Below are 15355 nucleotides of genomic sequence, written 5' to 3' on the forward strand. Positions count from 1 at the left end.
AATGAAATTCACACCGAAAAAACAGCATCAGGTTCAGCTTTTGCGTAACGGTGGCGAATTTTTTCCGGCACTTATTGCGCAAATTAATGCTGCAAAAATTGAAATCCACCTTGAAACCTATCTTTTTGAGGCCGATGCCGTGGGTTTGGCTGTATCGCAGGCTTTGATCGCTGCGGCTGCGCGCGGCGTTCGGGTCTCAGTCCTGATTGATGGATTTGGTGCACGTGATTTTCCCGTTAATTTGAGAGATAAAATGTTGCAGGCTGGGGTGCGGTTATTGTTTTTCCGGCCGGAGGTGAAGCGGTTTTCCCTTAATCGATCTAGGCTTCGCCGCATGCATCGCAAATTGTCGTGTTTTGACGGAAAGGTGGCATTTGTAGGTGGAATAAATATCCTCTCCGATATTGATCGCCCCGATATGGCTCCACGATACGATTATGCGGTGCAGATTCAAGGTCCTGTTGTGCTAGATGTGCGCGAAGCTGTTAGCCGCGAATGGCGGCATAGTGCATGGGCTCAATTGAAAAAAAAATGGGCTAAGGCTGTTAATTTGAGTGCTGATGTTGAGTATCTGGATGGGGCCCAGGTTCAGCTTGTTGTGCGTGACAATACCCGTAATAGGTATTCTATTGAGCAAGCCTATTTAGAAATGATTAATCAGGCACAGTCTGAAATCATCATTGCCAACGCCTATTTTTTTCCGGGGCAGCGCCTGCGCCACGCACTGCTGAATGCTGCACAACGTGGCGTGGCGGTGGTCCTGCTGCTGCAAGATGAGCGAGATCATGCTTTGCTACAATACGCTAGCTGGGCTTTTTATCGTCCGCTATTAAAAGCGGGGGTTGAAATTTATCAGTACCGCGCTGGCTTTATGCATGCCAAAGTGGCCGTATTTGATCGGCGTTGGGCCACGGTTGGCTCTAGCAATATTGATCCATTTAGCTTATTGCTTGCTCGTGAAGCAAATGTGTTTATTGATGACCCCGTTTTTGCGCAAGGATTGCGTGATGATTTGGCTTTGCGCATGCAAAAAGATGCATTGGCCATTTTGCCTAAGCACGTCGAGCAGGCGAAATTGGGCTTGCGAATGCTGGTATGGGCTTGTTACGGCTTGGTGCGATTGCTAATGGGGCTGTCTGGGTATGGCGGCAAAAAATATCTCGAATAAAAAATTAGGATTAATGCCTGCTAAGCCAGTTAGCAAAATCGCTGGCACTCATGGGTTTGCCAAGCAAGTATCCCTGTATTTGAGTGCACCCGAGTTTTTGAAGTAGTTGCTTTTGCTCCTCATTTTCGACCCCCTCTGCGATAGTGATATAGCCCAGTACTTTGGCCATCTCGATGATGGTTTGAATAATCGCCGCATCGTCAGGGTCGCTGAGTAAGTCCCGCACGAAGCTTTGATCAATTTTGAGTTTGTCGATGGGTAATGTTTTTAGATAGCTGAGTGATGAATACCCTGTGCCAAAATCATCAATGGCTAGCTTGACGCCAATTCGACTTAATTCATGCATTTTGGTGATGATGTATTCTGGGTCATCCATTGCTACACTTTCTGTAAGCTCTAGTTCCAAAAATTGAGTTTCAATTTGGCTTTCATGCATCACTTGTTGAATGATGGCAATTAAATTCTCCTGCTTAAATTGCAGTGCCGAAACGTTAACTGCGATACACAGCGGCGATAAACCCATATTTATCCATTCTTTGAGTTGCTGCATGGCTTGACGTAACACCCATTCACCAATTTCAAGAATCAGACCGTTGTCTTCGGCGAGGGTTATAAATTCGGCAGGCGATACAGGTCCAAATTCTTGGCTATTCCACCGCAATAAAGCTTCAGCGCCGCAAACTAGCCCCGTGTGTAAATCGATTTGCGGTTGATAAAGCAAATGTAACTCATGGTGGGCTAAGGCGTTTCTGAGTGCAGATTCTAGCTTTAGGCGACGTTCAGAGGTGCTTTGCATTTCAGGGGTATATAGCCTGAAGCAATTCCTGCCCTCGCTTTTGGCTTTATACATGGCAGCATCTGCGTGGCTAGAGAGGGTGCCAAAGTCTGAACCATCTACCGGATAGATTGCGATTCCGATTGATGAGGTGACAAATAATTCATGACTGCCTAATCGAATAGGGCGGTTGACTGATTGTAGAATTTTCTTCGCAACGGTAATGGCACCGGACTGCTCGACGCCGGGGAGTAGTAAAACAAACTCATCCCCACCTTGGCGGGCAATCGTATCTTGTTCTCGCAACGCCTGGGTTAAGCATTGCGTGATTTGCATTAAGAGTTCATCTCCTGCAGCATGGCCAAGTGTGTCGTTAATATGCTTGAAGTGATCAAGATCCAAATACATTAATGTTAGTGGTTCCGCTTGTCGTTGCGCTTGAATTAATGCATGCGTAGCTCTTTCGCTCAGTAAATTGCGATTCGGTAGATGGGTTAAGGCATCATAATTGGCTAGCCAGCGTATTTGCTCTTCATTGGCTTTTTGTACTGAAATATCACGTAAAAGTCCTACATAATGGGTGATTTCGTTTTTATCATTTCGAATTGAATTAATAATGAGCCATTCAGGATAAACTACGCCATTTTTTCGACGGTTCCAAATCTCGCCTTGCCAATGGCCTAGCGTATTTAACGAGTGATGCATTTGTTGGTAGTATTTTGAATCATGGCGACCTGATGCAAGGATGCTTGGTCGTTGGCCAAGTAATTCTTCTTTGCGGTAACCGGTTACCGTTGTAAAAGCCGTATTAACTAATAAAATTTTTTCGCTCGTATCGGTTAATACTAGCCCCTCTGTAGTTTGGGCGAAAATCCTTTCCCATAAACGCAGTTGTTCGTTTTGGCGTTTTCGCTCACTAATATCACGTAAAAAAGCAAAGAATAAGCCATCTTCTAAATCGAGATATCCTGCTGATACATCAAGATCCCATAGCTCGCCAGTACGCTTTCGCTGCTGTGTCTCAAAGTTGATCGCGCCTCTCTCACGTAAAATGGCCAAATTATCTGCAATTTGCTCTTGGGTTTGGGTGCTATCAAAGCGGGAGATGGGTTGTCCGATCACTTCGTCACGGGTAAAGCCGCTCAAGTTGAGATAGGCCTGATTAACTTCAATGATGAGTCCATTTTGATCAATAAGCCAGAATCCATCAATACTAGTTTCGATGATTAATGTATGTAATTTATTTTGTCGTAAAATTAATTGGCGGCTATTGTATGCTTGCGTGATATCCCTCGATAGCATTAAGCAGCTTAAACGTCCATCTGGGTGAGGTAAACGCGTGCTATTTAGCTCAAATAAGCAATGTCCATGAGGTAAATCAAGTTCAATTATTGCTCCACTATCAGAGCCGTAACTTATCGCCTGCTGAATCGAGTGCTGCACAATTTGAGCCGCTGCTTTGGGTAGGACATCATGAATATTTTTTCCGATTAGCGCACTTTGTTCATAAAGTAATTGCGGGTTTCGGGTGTGTATTTGTAGATACTGCCCTTTTTCGGATAGTTCAAACAGTAAATCTGGAATTGCTTGTAAGGTTGATTCGTATTGTACGGTTTTGTTGCGCAGATCAGTTAGTTGTTGATTGATTTGTGTAGCAATAGCAATCATCGCGTCATTAATTTGCTTGAATTCAAAAAATATGCTGTTTTTTTGCTCTGTATTTATAGAGCCTTTGGTAATTAATGGTAATTTCTTGGTTATTTGGTCAAGGGGCCTAACCAAAAAATGATGGCTTAATATATAAGCTATTATGCAAAATAAAATAATCAAAGCTAGCTCTGATTTTACTGATGTCCATAACTCCCATTGAGCAATTTTTTTGTTTTTTGAAAAGTCATATTGGATTAGCAAAAAATGATCTGTATCAGCTTCAAGTTTGCTGCGATAAATCCAGCGGGTGGCGTCCTCGGTGGTGTTGAGTCCTTCGCTCATCTGTTGCCAATTATTAAGATAATTTATCTTGTTCAGTTGATGGTGTATTAAGCGTGAGTCACTAGATTTTCCTACGGTGCTCCCATCTTCGCTAATAATAATCCATTGCAAGTTATCATTGAGAGTCTGACGGGCTAGGTATTCATTTAGAAGTGCGCTTTGCTGTGTTGATGTGCGTGAATAAAGGAAGATAATATCCTGCGCGGTTCTTACGATTTCTTGTTGTTGATCATGCTCTATTTGCTTTAGTTGCGAACGGTATTGAAGCGTAATAATGGTAATAATCAGCGCAATAGCAGAAAGCAGGAAAAGTAATTGCAGCGCTATATTGATTCGAAGCTTCATTGCTGAACTTCCAGAAATTGTGCCGTTATCATATGCTCAACTTTCGGCATGTTTTTGTTATTTAACTGCAAAATTTGCATAAGCTGTCTGATTGTTTCTTCTGTGCGACTTGTTTTGGGGGTGAGCCAATCCAAGGCTTGCTTTCTATCGACTAAGTCTAGCCCTGCTAAAATTGTTTGTAGCTCTTCAGGGTTGACGGCTAGGTGGCTGGCAAGCTGTTTAATTGAATGTGGATGCGCTAGCCTGATTAATTGTTGGGCCCGATAGTGGGCGTTAAGCATTCGAGTTAATTGAGGGCCATGATGCTCAATCGCGTCGCTAGTGCTTGCAAACACATCGGCAATTAAATCTGGGCATTGGCGTGAACTATAAATTCGCTGAAATTGCGGCTGTTGTAGGATGTTGCTGGCAATTGGTTCGTAGGTGATTAAAGCGTCAAATTCGCCTTGCGTAAAACGGGATTCATGTTCATCAGCGGTGACGGAAGCCAATTTCACATTTTGTGTGGTGAGGTGCGCGGCTTGTAAGAGTTGATGAAGCATGACTTGACCTACTGCGCCACTTTCAAACCCAATGGTTTTTCCGGTTAGTTGTTCGATCGTGAGTGGTTTTCGTGCAATAACGACATCGGCACCACGGGAGAAATTAATGAGGCCAATAATCACTAACTCCAATCCGTTCGCCCTTGCAGTGAGTACTTCATCGAGGGTAAGGCAGGCAACGTCGATGCTGTTGCTGGCTAAGGCACGAAGTGTGCCTTTAGCTGAGCCTAAATTAATCAGGCGAAATTGATCTTCAGGTAGCCAGCCATGGTCTCGTGCTAGATCGAGCAACATATAGCCAGGCCAAGTGTGCCGACTAATTTTGACTAGGCCATGAGGTTGCGTGCATGCAAGCAATGGTGCAGCCATGCAAATCGAGCAAGCCGCTAAAATTTGACGCCGAGTAAAGGTCGCATGCAATTGAGTGGTGCTCATTGTTCGCTTGAGCCTTGCTGACTAAATGATTTCAATATAGAACACCGCCCGTGGGGATGATTGGTTTTGTGTGCTCAATTTGCCGCTAATGTATAACCCTAGCTGGTAGATCAATACTGCTTTGCGGTATTGTTAATTCAAACGATCGTTTGGAGTGTCGCCATGTTCTACCCGCATCTGTTTCAGCCCTTGGATTTAGGTTTTATTCAGCTCAAAAATCGATGTGTAATGGGGTCGATGCATACGGGGCTGGAGGAGCGGCCAGGCGGAATGCAAAAATTAGCTCAGTTCTATGCTGAACGCGCAGCAGGCGGAGTGGGGCTGATTATTACTGGTGGAGTCGCCCCTAATGATGCGGGTTGTGGATTTGCAGGTGCGGCAACGCTAAAAGAGCCAGCGCAGATTACTGAGCATACTGGGATCACCAATGCTGTGCATCAGGCCGGCGGCAAAATTGCCTTGCAAATATTGCACACTGGACGGTATGCCTATCACGCAGCATCGGTGGCACCCTCACCTATTACTGCGCCGATTTCGCCGTTTACGCCACACGAGCTTAGCGTGGCTGAAATTGAGCAAACCATTGCCGATTTTGCTCGTTGTGCAGCATTAGCTAAACAGGCGGGTTACGACGGCGTTGAAATTATGGGTAGCGAAGGTTATTTAATTAATCAATTTTTGGTGCCACGAACCAATAAACGGACTGATGGCTGGGGTGGGAGTACTGAAAATCGCCAACGCTTAGCGATCGAAATTGTTAAAGCAGTACGCCTAGTTGTTGGGGCTGAATTTTTGTTGATCTTTCGGCTTTCATTGCTGGATTTGGTTGGCGAGGGGGGCAATTTGGCTGAGGCCATTGTTTTGGCTAAGGCTTTGGAGGCGCAGGGCGTAAATATACTGAATACCGGTATCGGTTGGCATGAAGCACGAGTACCGACCATTGCCACGATGGTGCCACGTGGCGCTTTTAGTTGGGTTAGTCGCGCACTGAAGCCTCATATTTCGATTCCGCTGATTGCGGTGAATCGTATTAATACGCCTGATGTGGCAGAAAAAATTTTGGCCGATGGTGATGCTGATTTGGTTTCAATGGCACGCCCGTTGTTAGCTGATCCTTGCTTTATGCAAAAAGCTGCGGCTGGGCAAGCCGAGCTCATCAATACCTGTATTGCATGTAATCAAGCTTGTTTGGATCATGTTTTTGAAGGTAAAACCGCATCTTGCCTGGTCAATCCACGTGCTTGTCGTGAAACCGAAATGAATATCCGTGCAACGACTAAACCCAAAACTATCGCGGTAATCGGGGCCGGCCCTGCTGGCATGTCCTGTGCACTGAGCGCTGCGCAGGCTGGGCATAAAGTCAGTTTGTTTGAGGCTGGGACGGCATTGGGTGGGCAGTTTGCTTTGGCGAAGCGCATCCCCGCCAAAGCTGAATTTGCCGAAACCTTGCGTTATTTTGCTGCGGCACTTGCTCTTGCTGGAGTCGAGGTTAGGCTCAATAGCAAGAAGGAGGCGTGTGATTTGGTGGGGCATTTTGATGAGGTGGTGGTGGCGACGGGCGTTAGACCGCGCGAGCTGGTGTTGCCTGGTGTAGATCATCCTATGGTTGTAACTTACCCAGCCTTAATTCGTGGCGAGGTTGCGATGGGTTCTAGGGTGGCAATTATTGGTTCAGGGGGTATAGGTCTGGATGTGGCTGATATGCTAATTCATCAACCAAATACGCTTGATGGGTATCTAAAAAATTGGTCAATAGATCCAAGTTTGCAAGCTGCGGGAGGTTTGTTGCCGCAGCTTAAGGTAAATGCGCAGCGTGAAATTTGGATATTGCAACGCAAAAAAGGCAAGCCAGGGGCGGGGCCGGGGCGAACGACGGGTTGGATTCATCGTCAAAATTTACAGCGGCATGGTGTGCATTTATGGGGTGGGGTTGAATATTTGCATATTGATGATGCAGGTTTGCATGTGAGACATGAAGGGCAGGTTCAATGCATACCTTGTGATCAGGTGGTGGTCTGCGCAGGGCAAGAGTCGGTAAACGATTTGTATCAGCAGCTTTTAGATGCGGGGCAAAGCGCTCATTTGATTGGTGGCGCATTATTGGCCGCGGAGCTTGATGCTAAGCGAGCTATTGAGCAAGGGATGCGATTGGCGCTGCAGTTTTAGCCGCACCCTTATAGTAAGCTGATTAATGGTGATTCACCCATTTACCTAGTGAAAACGAGCAAATTGGTGCGGTGCGATAGTTTTGTCATACTTTACTTACGTAATTGTTGCTTATTTATTGTGCATGTAGAAATGTTGAGCTAGATAAAAATATCTGCTGCGCTAAGGTGGCATAGTTAGCGCAAAGGAGTAAAGCGATGAATCTAGCAACAATTAATCTAATGGTGCTTGGTCTCTTGTCATCAGGCGCAGTTTGGGCTTCGTGTGATGCGCAATTAAAGGCTTTTCAGGCGGAATTGGAGGGGAAAAAAGTAACTCTGCAGGTGAAGCGCAAGGTTAATGATGTTCTGCATCCGCTGACTGTGCCACGTAAAGATCTAAATCCATATACTGTGGCGGAATGCCAGAAGAAGATTCAAGATGCGCGTGCTTTGCTAACCGCCACTGAGGTCGCTGTAACTGCTAAGTAGGGTATCTGCCTGGCGGGTAAGCGTAATTTGGTTTGTTGGTGAATACTGAATAGGGTATAAAAAAGCCGCCAATGATGGCGGCTTTTTATTGAATCACTGCTTAGCTAAAACGACCACCGCCGCGATTGCCGCCGCTTGGTTTGCCGCCGTAGCCGCCACCGTTGCCACGTGGCGCGCCGCCTTCGCGACCGCCGTAGCCGCCACGGTTACCATCGCGGTTGCCGCCATCACGGCCAGCGTAGCCGCCACGATCGCCGCGAGGTGCGCCGCCATCACGACCGCCGCCAAAGTTGCCGCGCGGTGCGCTATCACGGTTGAAGCTATTGCCAGCGTGGTCACGTGCTTGGCCTGAGCCAAAGCTGCGTTGTTCGCGCGGTGCGCGCTCGCCGTAACCGCCGCGGCTTTCGTTGTGGTGTGAACGCTCGCCAAAGCTGCCGCGTGACGCTTCGCTGCGATGACCTTCTGGACGATCACCACGTGGAGCGCGATCGCCAAAGCTCCCGCCTTCACGGTTGCCTTGGTAGCCGCCACGCGAGCCGCCATCACGGTTGCCAGCGTAACCACCACGACCACCGCCGTTGCCAGCGTAACCACCGCGACCACGGCCGCCGCCATTGCCTGGACGACCACGGTCGCCACCTTGGCCGCCACGGCCTGGTTGGAAGCGGGCTTCCAAGCCTTCGAGTTCTTGGGTCGTAAATTCAATATTGTATTGACGACGGATTTTAGTCAGCAGAGAGAAGTCGCTCTTCGTTACCAAAGAAACCGCCTCACCGCTACGACCGGCACGGCCGGTACGACCAATGCGGTGGATGTAGTCTTCCGAGAAGCGTGGCAAGTCAAAGTTAATCACCAAGCTAATGCCGGCAACGTCGATGCCGCGAGCAGCAACGTCTGTTGCAACCAACATATCGATATCGCTGCGACGCAAGCGATCTAGCGTGCGGCGACGATCGCGCTGTGCCAAGTCGCCGTGCATTGCGGCTGCTTTAAAGCCTTCAAGTTTCAACCATTCAGCTACTTCGTCAGCTGAAATTTTAGTCGCCGTGAAAATGATTGACTGCTGGCCTTCATTTTTCTTCAGTAGCGCAGCAACCAATTTTTGTTTGTGTTCGTAGCCGTCAGCGTAATGAACCGACTGCGCGATTTGCGCTTGCATAGTGGCTTGTGGCGCCATTTCAACTAGTTTTGGCGAGCGCAGCATTGGGCCTGCAAAGCGCTGAACTGATTCAGTCAATGTTGCCGAGAATAGCGCGGTTTGGCGCTCTTTTGGCAATTGGTCAACAATCGCTTCAACTTCGTCGATAAAGCCCATGTCGAGCATACGGTCAGCTTCGTCCAACACGAGCAATTCCATGCGACGGAAGTCGATGCGACCGCTGCGTAGTAAGTCGGTCAAACGACCTGGTGTTGCCACCAATACTTCGTAGGGTTGCGACAACATTTTATTTTGTACTGGGTACGGAACGCCGCCGACTACAGTCACCACTTTGCAGCGTGGAATTTTGCGGCAGAATTCAGTGGCGACTTTCGAAACCTGCTCAGCCAATTCACGAGTTGGTGTCAACACCAAGATGCGTGGGCCGCGAGCATGGTGAGTCGCTTCTTTAGTGAGACGGTGCAGTGCTGGCAGCAAGAAGGCTGCGGTTTTGCCGGTACCTGTTTGTGCTGAAGCCATGATGTCGTGGCCGGCTAAAATTTCAGGGATCGCAGCGGCTTGAATTGGGGTTGGTTTGGTAAAGCCCTGAGCTTCCAAGATTTCAGTAATTTGTGGCGCGAGACCCAGTGTTACGAATTCGTTAGACGTATCTGTGGCGTTAGCAGCAGTATGCGGCATGTTGGCAGTCCTTGTGGTATGGCTGGGTAACTCACCAGCACAACATCGACGCCAACCAGGAACAACCGCTAATCACAAGTACTAGTGCGGGAAAAAGGTCAGAGGCGATGAGATCGATAGAAAGGCTTGTGTGTAAATTAGGTGCACACAACCGAAGGGGGCGAATTATGCCTAGATGTTGTTAATAATGCAACAACTATAGTGACAAAATTTGAATTTGACTGGGCTTGCTGCTAGGCGGGTTTGGGGCTTTGTTGTGTTGCGGTGCAATAATAAGTCCTTGAGCGTGCAAACTAATTCGAGCCGCCTCGACTTGAACTCTAATAGAAAAGTCCAAATTCCAGCTTTGCGCGTGGAGCGTGTAGAATTGACCACTATGACGACTGAAAAACACCTTGAATTGCTAATTGCGGCCAGCGTTTGGCCTGATGCCAATACGCGCGACGCCATTTGGCGCGACCTTCATCTGCCCGCTTTAAGCCTGTTGTACGGCAAATCAGGCAAGTCTAAAAATACCCAACTATGTATTGCTGCAAAACTAGCAGCTTGTTTTGGTTTGCAGGAGATACCCGTGGCGCCTGTATTGCTTGCCAAATTGGGGCGCGATATTGCCCCAGGTTACTGGTTGTGCGTCGACCCAGTAACCCTGCGCGTTGATCGTGATCACTTAACGCTGCTGGGTGAGCCTTATTTAAATATCAGCGACAGCGAAGCCACTGCTTTGGTGGCCGCGCTGAATCAGTTGTATCAAGCCGATGGTTATGAGTTTGTGATGGCCAGCGCGCGTCGCTGGTTTGTGCGATTTCCTAGCAAACCTAATTTGCAATTTACGCCGTTAAAAGAAGCTTTGGGTCGCAATTTAAACGAAGTTTTGCCCACCGGCGAAACCGCACTGCAATTTAGCGCCTTGCTCAATGAAATGCAGATGCTGCTGTATGCGCACCCTGTTAACGATGCGCGTGATGCAGCAGGTCAGTTATTAATAAATAGTGTGTGGATCTGGGGCGGGGGTGAATACCCAGCCCGTGTGAGCCCGTCACTGGGCAAGCCTGTTTTTGGTGGAGATGAACTGGTGCAGGCTTTGTCGCAACAAAAAAGCACTCCTGCGCAGTTTAGCGATTTAAGTGATTTAAACGCCATCGTGGTACTCGACGATTTAGAACTACATGCCGTCTATGGCGCAGGCTACGAGTGGCAGCAAGTCTGGCTGCGCTGGGAAGCCAGCTGGTTTGCGCCAGCTTTGGCAGCGTTAAAAGCAGGCCAAGTCGATCGGATTACGCTGCATTTTAGTGATGTCGGCGAGGTATGCTCAGTGACAAAATCTGATTTATGGCGGTTTTGGCGCAAGGCCGATTTGCCACGTTATTTAAATGAAATGGCCTAATTAAAATGTCGCAAATTAAACAGCGGCATGTGTCCGCAGAACTGGAAAGCAAATTGATTCAGGCGGGTTATACGCCGCTACAGGCGCGGCTTTATGCTGCGCGCGGTGTACAAAGCCCGATTGAGCTGGAGCACGAACTTAAACATCTGCTGCCGTTTACACTCCTTAAAAACGCGCCTGAAATGGGGCGGCGTTTGGCCGATGCCATTGCGCAGCACAAACGACTATTGATTGTAGGCGACTACGACGCCGACGGCGCCACCGCCACGACGCTGGGAATGAAAGGTCTGGCGGCTTTTGGCGCGATTGTAGATTTTATTGTTCCCAATCGGTTTGAGTATGGCTACGGTTTAACGCCAGAAATTGTTGAGCTAGCCAGCGAAAAAGCGCCCGACATCATCATTACCGTTGACAATGGCATTGCGAGTTTGGCCGGTGTTGAGGCAGCGAAAGCACGCGGCATCGAAGTTCTGATTACCGACCACCACTTGCCGGGCGACACGCTGCCCAATGCGTTAATCGTCAACCCCAATCAAGGTGATTGCCCATTCCCGAGCAAGAATTTGGCCGGTGTTGGCGTGATGTTTTATGTGCTGATGGCGCTGCGGGCGGCGCTGCGCGAACGTGGCGCATTTGCCGATCGGCCCGAGCCCAATTTGGCGCAATGGCTCGACATCGTCGCGCTAGGTACGGTTGCCGACGTGGTCAAGCTCGACACCAATAACCGCATCTTGGTCGAGCAGGGGCTCAAGCGCATGCGCGCTGGGCGCGCTTGCCCCGGCATTATGGCGCTGTTTACCGCTGCCGGGCGTTTTTATGGTCGCGCTAGTTGCTTTGACTTGGGTTTTACTTTGGGTCCGCGCTTAAACGCCGCGGGGCGGCTGGATGATATGAGCTTTGGTATTAACACCTTGCTCGCGCCGAATGAGGAAGTGGCGTTACCGCAAGCCAAAGAGCTGGACCAGCTCAATCGCTCGCGGCGAGAAATCGAGCACGGCATGCGCGAAGAGGCTGAAAGAGCGCTGATTCAAATCGATGTCGCAGATCGCTATAGCCTGTGTTTATACCAAGCCGACTGGCACCAAGGTGTGGTCGGGATCGTCGCGTCGCGGGTCAAAGACCAGTATCATCGCCCGACGCTGGTGTTTGCCGATGGCGGCGGCGAGGAAATTAAGGGCTCTGGCCGCTCGATTCCGGGCTTGCATTTACGCGATGCGCTCGATTTAGTATCAAAACGCCATCCGCACTTGATCAAAAAATTTGGCGGCCATGCCATGGCGGCCGGGCTAACGATTGCGCAGGCTGATTTTGCGCAGTTTGAACGCGAATTTGAACTTGTTTGCCGTGAATTGCTCAATGAAAGCGATTTGACGCGCATTATTGAAACCGACGGCGAGCTCGCTTGCCACGAAATGCAGATCGCCACGGCCGAATTGCTTGATAAGCAAGTGTGGGGGCAAGGTTTTCCAGCCCCAGTGTTTAGCGGGCAGTTTCGTGTTATCGAGCAGCGTATTGTGGGTGAAAAACACAGCAAGCTTAAATTAAGTACCCAAGAGGGTATTGTGCTGGATGCTATGCGGTTTAATTTCTCTGAGCCTATACCCCGCGATATTCGTGCGGTGTATAAAATTTCAGTCAATGAGTTTCGTGGCGAGCGTGCTTTACAGTTACAGTTGGATTATTGCGAAGCCTGCGCCTAAGCAGCTGCTTGGCGCCTGATGGCGGTGTGGGGATAAACAAAATGCGGATTTTACCTTGGTGTTTGGCTTTGCTCAGCACGCAGCTGCAGGCAGGGATTTTGGTTTCTGCCAGCGAGGCCGCGCGCCGCGAGCAGCTAGCGTGCCAAGCAACCGCGATTATGGGCGTGCTTGAATGCGAGCAACTGCCCGCGCCACCAGCCCCAGTGGGCAACTCGCCCGACATCCAACCCGCGCAATATGTGCCAAATTCAGGGCCAGAAATCCCTGCGCAGCAAGTTGAGCAACCGATGAAGCCCGTGCTCGACCCCGTTCCGGCGCGCGTAAAAGCGGGGCAGTTTACTTTGGGTTGGGATATTTGGTTTGGCACCGCTGGGCAATGGTGGGAAGTGTGGGATAAGGAGCAGTTGCGCTATCGAGGTCGAGATTTTAGTCGCCGCATTAAAGCGCCAACGCCCGACACGCCCGCCGAATTGATCGTCGAGGGGGGTATGCAGGCGGTACAAAGCGGCACCTTAACGATGAATAAGCTGACAGCAGGCGAGCATCAGTTCGTCGTTAAGCTGTGTAACGGCACGATAGAAGCGCCAGTGTGCAACGAAGCGAGTGTTAGTACATGGGCTGAAGCCGGCAGCGGCGAAGAAGAGGTGCTAGCTGGTACGCCCAGTGCGCCTTCGTTGGCCTGGATTCCGCAAGTGACGACAGATGGCAAAGTGGCCGTGACTTGGAATTTATGGTGGGGGCAGACTGGCACGCATTGGGAAGTGCTAAACGGCAATAAAGTCGTTTATCGCTCGGATAAATTCACCGAGCAAAGCGAAAACAGCCAAGCCGGGCAAGTCGAGATCCCGATGATCAATGGCGAGCATGAAATTTCGGTTCGCCTGTGCCGCCAACTGGCGTGCACCAGTTCAGATAAATTAAAAGTAACCGCCATGTTAGGGCCAGAGCTAAGTCCATCCAAGCCCAGCTTGGCGCTCTTTACGCCGGATGACCCAGAATTGGGTGATGGCTTGTTGCCAACACAAGTGCTGTTGAGCTGGAAAACTGAGCAGCCAGGCATTGCGCCCGATCGCTGGATGTTGATCGACGAAGCGAGCCGACAAGTCTTGTTTAATCAGCCGATTAAAGCCGATTGCGGTAGCGGCGTGTGGTGCGGAAGCTGGCAAGGCGTGCCGGAAACGCGACCTGCTAGTTGGCGTGTGAAATTATGTCAGGCCAAAAAATGCACCGACAGCGATGTAATCGACATCCCCGGCGTAGTTAGCCCATAAAGCGATGACGACAGACGAAGAATTGTTATTTGTGTATGGCACTTTAAAGCGCGGACTAAGTAATCATCATTGGCTCGGCGAGGCGCAGTATGTCGCTGAAGCCCAGACGCAGAATGACTTTGCGCTCTATACCATCGAGTATCCATTTTTAAGCAAAGAGCCTGCGCTGTATCCCGTGCACGGTGAGTTATATCGATTGAGTTGGGACGAATTGACTCACGTTGATGTGCTCGAACAGCACCCCGATGACTATTGCCGTGAATTAATCGACGTTGTACTCGATAACGGCCAAGTGCTGCGCGCGTGGGCTTACTTTCACCCCAATCCTAGCGGCGTGTTGCTCGCCGATGGTTATTTCGATGAGCATGGGCTGGCGAATGGCCAGCCCGTTCAAGCGCAATAAATGCGTTAGCGCTTAGCAGAAATAATTTAATACGCCTTCCATGCCCACTGTATTGATTACATAAGGCGCTTCGGCTTGTACTTTGGGTTTGGCATGCAAGGCAACGCCAAAACCAGCGGCGTGTAGCATCGGCAAATCGTTCGCTCCGTCGCCCATTGCCACCACTTGATCGCTGCGCAGGCCAAGCTGTTCGCGATGCGCAATCAATTCACTGCGTTTACGCTCAGCATTGACAATGTCGCCGACCACGCGGCCGGTGAGCTTGCCATCGACTACTTCGAGTACATTGGCAATCGCATAATCGAGCCCAAGGCGCGCTTTGAGCTTTTCGGTAAAGAAAGTAAAACCACCCGAAATCAGTAGCGATTTTGCACCAGCCTCTTTAAAGCCTTTTAGCATCACTTCTGCGCCCGGCATCAATTGCAGGCGTTCTTCATAAACGCGATTGAGCGCTGACTCGTCCAAGCCTGCTAATAGCGCGACACGGCGGGTAAGGCTTTCGTTGAAATCGAGTTCGCCGCGCATCGCGGCAGCCGTAATTTCTGCCACTTGCGGCTTAATGCCAAACATATCGGCGATTTCATCGATGCATTCGATGGTGATCAGCGTTGAGTCCATATCCATCACGATCAGGCCAATATCGCGCAGGCTGATGTCTTCTGGAATAAAAGCGTAATCGAGCTGATTTGATTCGCAAAAATCAGCCACAGCTTCGTCATTGGCTATGTCGGCGCCTTGCAACTTGAACGCATATTGTGAATGCTGGTGGACAGTTTCAATACTGTGCGCGCCAGATAGGCGAGCCAATTGTTTAAGGTGCTGGGTTTCGATGTGAGGGGCTTGGATGACAAGGCGATACATGCGTGG

11 protein-coding genes are annotated in these 15355 nt (G+C 49.5%); 7 read left to right on the forward strand and 4 right to left on the reverse strand.

The genetic code is table 11. From position 1 onward, the window contains the following. Window position 1 precedes the first annotated feature (1 nt). Window positions 2-1168 carry a cardiolipin synthase ClsB gene (gene clsB / locus NT239_00700; protein XGA71393.1) on the forward strand — a complete coding sequence of 389 codons (1167 nt, stop codon included), beginning with the start codon at window positions 2-4 and terminating at the stop codon, window positions 1166-1168. Window positions 1169-1178: 10 nt separating this feature from the next. Here the strand turns inward: clsB and NT239_00705 are convergent, their stop codons facing one another. Together NT239_00705 and NT239_00710 are read right to left on the reverse strand one after the other, a co-directional pair. Next, window positions 1179-4280, reverse strand: a complete 3102-nt coding sequence (locus NT239_00705; protein ID XGA71394.1) for an EAL domain-containing protein — start codon at window positions 4278-4280, stop codon at window positions 1179-1181. Continuing rightward, a complete protein-coding gene (locus NT239_00710; protein ID XGA71395.1) occupies window positions 4277-5257 on the reverse strand; it encodes an ABC transporter substrate-binding protein in 981 nt (326 codons plus the stop codon). The genes NT239_00705 and NT239_00710 overlap by 4 nt, the downstream gene beginning before the upstream one ends. 162 nt (window positions 5258-5419) lie before the next feature. Here NT239_00710 and NT239_00715 point away from each other — a divergent pair, with 162 nt between their 5' ends. Next, complete coding sequence (locus NT239_00715; GenBank protein XGA71396.1) at window positions 5420-7423, forward strand: NADPH-dependent 2,4-dienoyl-CoA reductase; 2004 nt, start codon at window positions 5420-5422, stop codon at window positions 7421-7423. A 197-nt stretch (window positions 7424-7620) separates the two neighbouring features. Next, window positions 7621-7893: a hypothetical protein gene (locus NT239_00720; protein ID XGA71397.1), complete on the forward strand. Its 273-nt coding sequence runs from the start codon at window positions 7621-7623 to the stop codon at window positions 7891-7893. Between the two features lie 100 nt (window positions 7894-7993). On the opposite strand, the gene NT239_00725 is transcribed toward NT239_00720, so the two are convergent. After that, window positions 7994-9730, reverse strand: coding sequence for a DEAD/DEAH box helicase (locus NT239_00725; GenBank protein XGA71398.1), 1737 nt, complete (start codon window positions 9728-9730; stop codon window positions 7994-7996). A gap of 376 nt (window positions 9731-10106) precedes the next feature. Between NT239_00725 and NT239_00730 the strand changes: the two genes are divergently transcribed. Genes NT239_00730 through NT239_00745 form a run of 4 tightly spaced genes read left to right on the forward strand, consistent with a single transcriptional unit; the run spans window position 10107 to window position 14488 of the window. Further along, window positions 10107-11114 (forward strand): hypothetical protein, encoded by a 1008-nt coding sequence (locus NT239_00730; GenBank protein ID XGA71399.1) that lies wholly within the window; start codon window positions 10107-10109, stop codon window positions 11112-11114. A 5-nt stretch (window positions 11115-11119) separates the two neighbouring features. Beyond that, window positions 11120-12814 carry a single-stranded-DNA-specific exonuclease RecJ gene (recJ, locus tag NT239_00735; protein XGA71400.1) on the forward strand — a complete coding sequence of 565 codons (1695 nt, stop codon included), beginning with the start codon at window positions 11120-11122 and terminating at the stop codon, window positions 12812-12814. 41 nt (window positions 12815-12855) lie between these two features. Further along, entirely contained in the window at window positions 12856-14085 is a 1230-nt protein-coding gene (locus NT239_00740) for a hypothetical protein (GenBank protein XGA71401.1), read from the forward strand. A gap of 4 nt (window positions 14086-14089) precedes the next feature. Beyond that, complete coding sequence (locus NT239_00745; GenBank protein ID XGA71402.1) at window positions 14090-14488, forward strand: gamma-glutamylcyclotransferase; 399 nt, start codon at window positions 14090-14092, stop codon at window positions 14486-14488. Between the two features lie 12 nt (window positions 14489-14500). Here NT239_00745 and serB read toward each other — a convergent pair whose 3' ends face one another. Next, a complete protein-coding gene (gene serB, locus NT239_00750; GenBank protein XGA71403.1) occupies window positions 14501-15349 on the reverse strand; it encodes a phosphoserine phosphatase SerB in 849 nt (282 codons plus the stop codon). Window positions 15350-15355 lie beyond the last annotated feature (6 nt).

Origin of the sequence: Chitinibacter sp. SCUT-21, assembly GCA_041874755.1 — a bacterium.
Taxonomy (GTDB): Bacteria; Pseudomonadota; Gammaproteobacteria; order Burkholderiales; family Chitinibacteraceae; genus Chitinibacter.

Excerpts from the sequence above, each read along its gene's own strand:
- clsB (XGA71393.1), top strand. The coding sequence starts at position 2 with ATGAAATTCACACCGAAAAAACAGCATCAGGTTCAGCTTTTGCGTAAC.
- NT239_00705 (XGA71394.1), bottom strand. The coding sequence starts at position 4,280 with ATGAAGCTTCGAATCAATATAGCGCTGCAATTACTTTTCCTGCTTTCT.
- NT239_00710 (XGA71395.1), bottom strand. The coding sequence starts at position 5,257 with ATGAGCACCACTCAATTGCATGCGACCTTTACTCGGCGTCAAATTTTA.
- NT239_00715 (XGA71396.1), top strand. The coding sequence starts at position 5,420 with ATGTTCTACCCGCATCTGTTTCAGCCCTTGGATTTAGGTTTTATTCAG.
- NT239_00720 (XGA71397.1), top strand. The coding sequence starts at position 7,621 with ATGAATCTAGCAACAATTAATCTAATGGTGCTTGGTCTCTTGTCATCA.
- NT239_00725 (XGA71398.1), bottom strand. The coding sequence starts at position 9,730 with ATGCCGCATACTGCTGCTAACGCCACAGATACGTCTAACGAATTCGTA.
- NT239_00730 (XGA71399.1), top strand. The coding sequence starts at position 10,107 with ATGACGACTGAAAAACACCTTGAATTGCTAATTGCGGCCAGCGTTTGG.
- recJ (XGA71400.1), top strand. The coding sequence starts at position 11,120 with ATGTCGCAAATTAAACAGCGGCATGTGTCCGCAGAACTGGAAAGCAAA.
- NT239_00740 (XGA71401.1), top strand. The coding sequence starts at position 12,856 with ATGCGGATTTTACCTTGGTGTTTGGCTTTGCTCAGCACGCAGCTGCAG.
- NT239_00745 (XGA71402.1), top strand. The coding sequence starts at position 14,090 with ATGACGACAGACGAAGAATTGTTATTTGTGTATGGCACTTTAAAGCGC.
- serB (XGA71403.1), bottom strand. The coding sequence starts at position 15,349 with ATGTATCGCCTTGTCATCCAAGCCCCTCACATCGAAACCCAGCACCTT.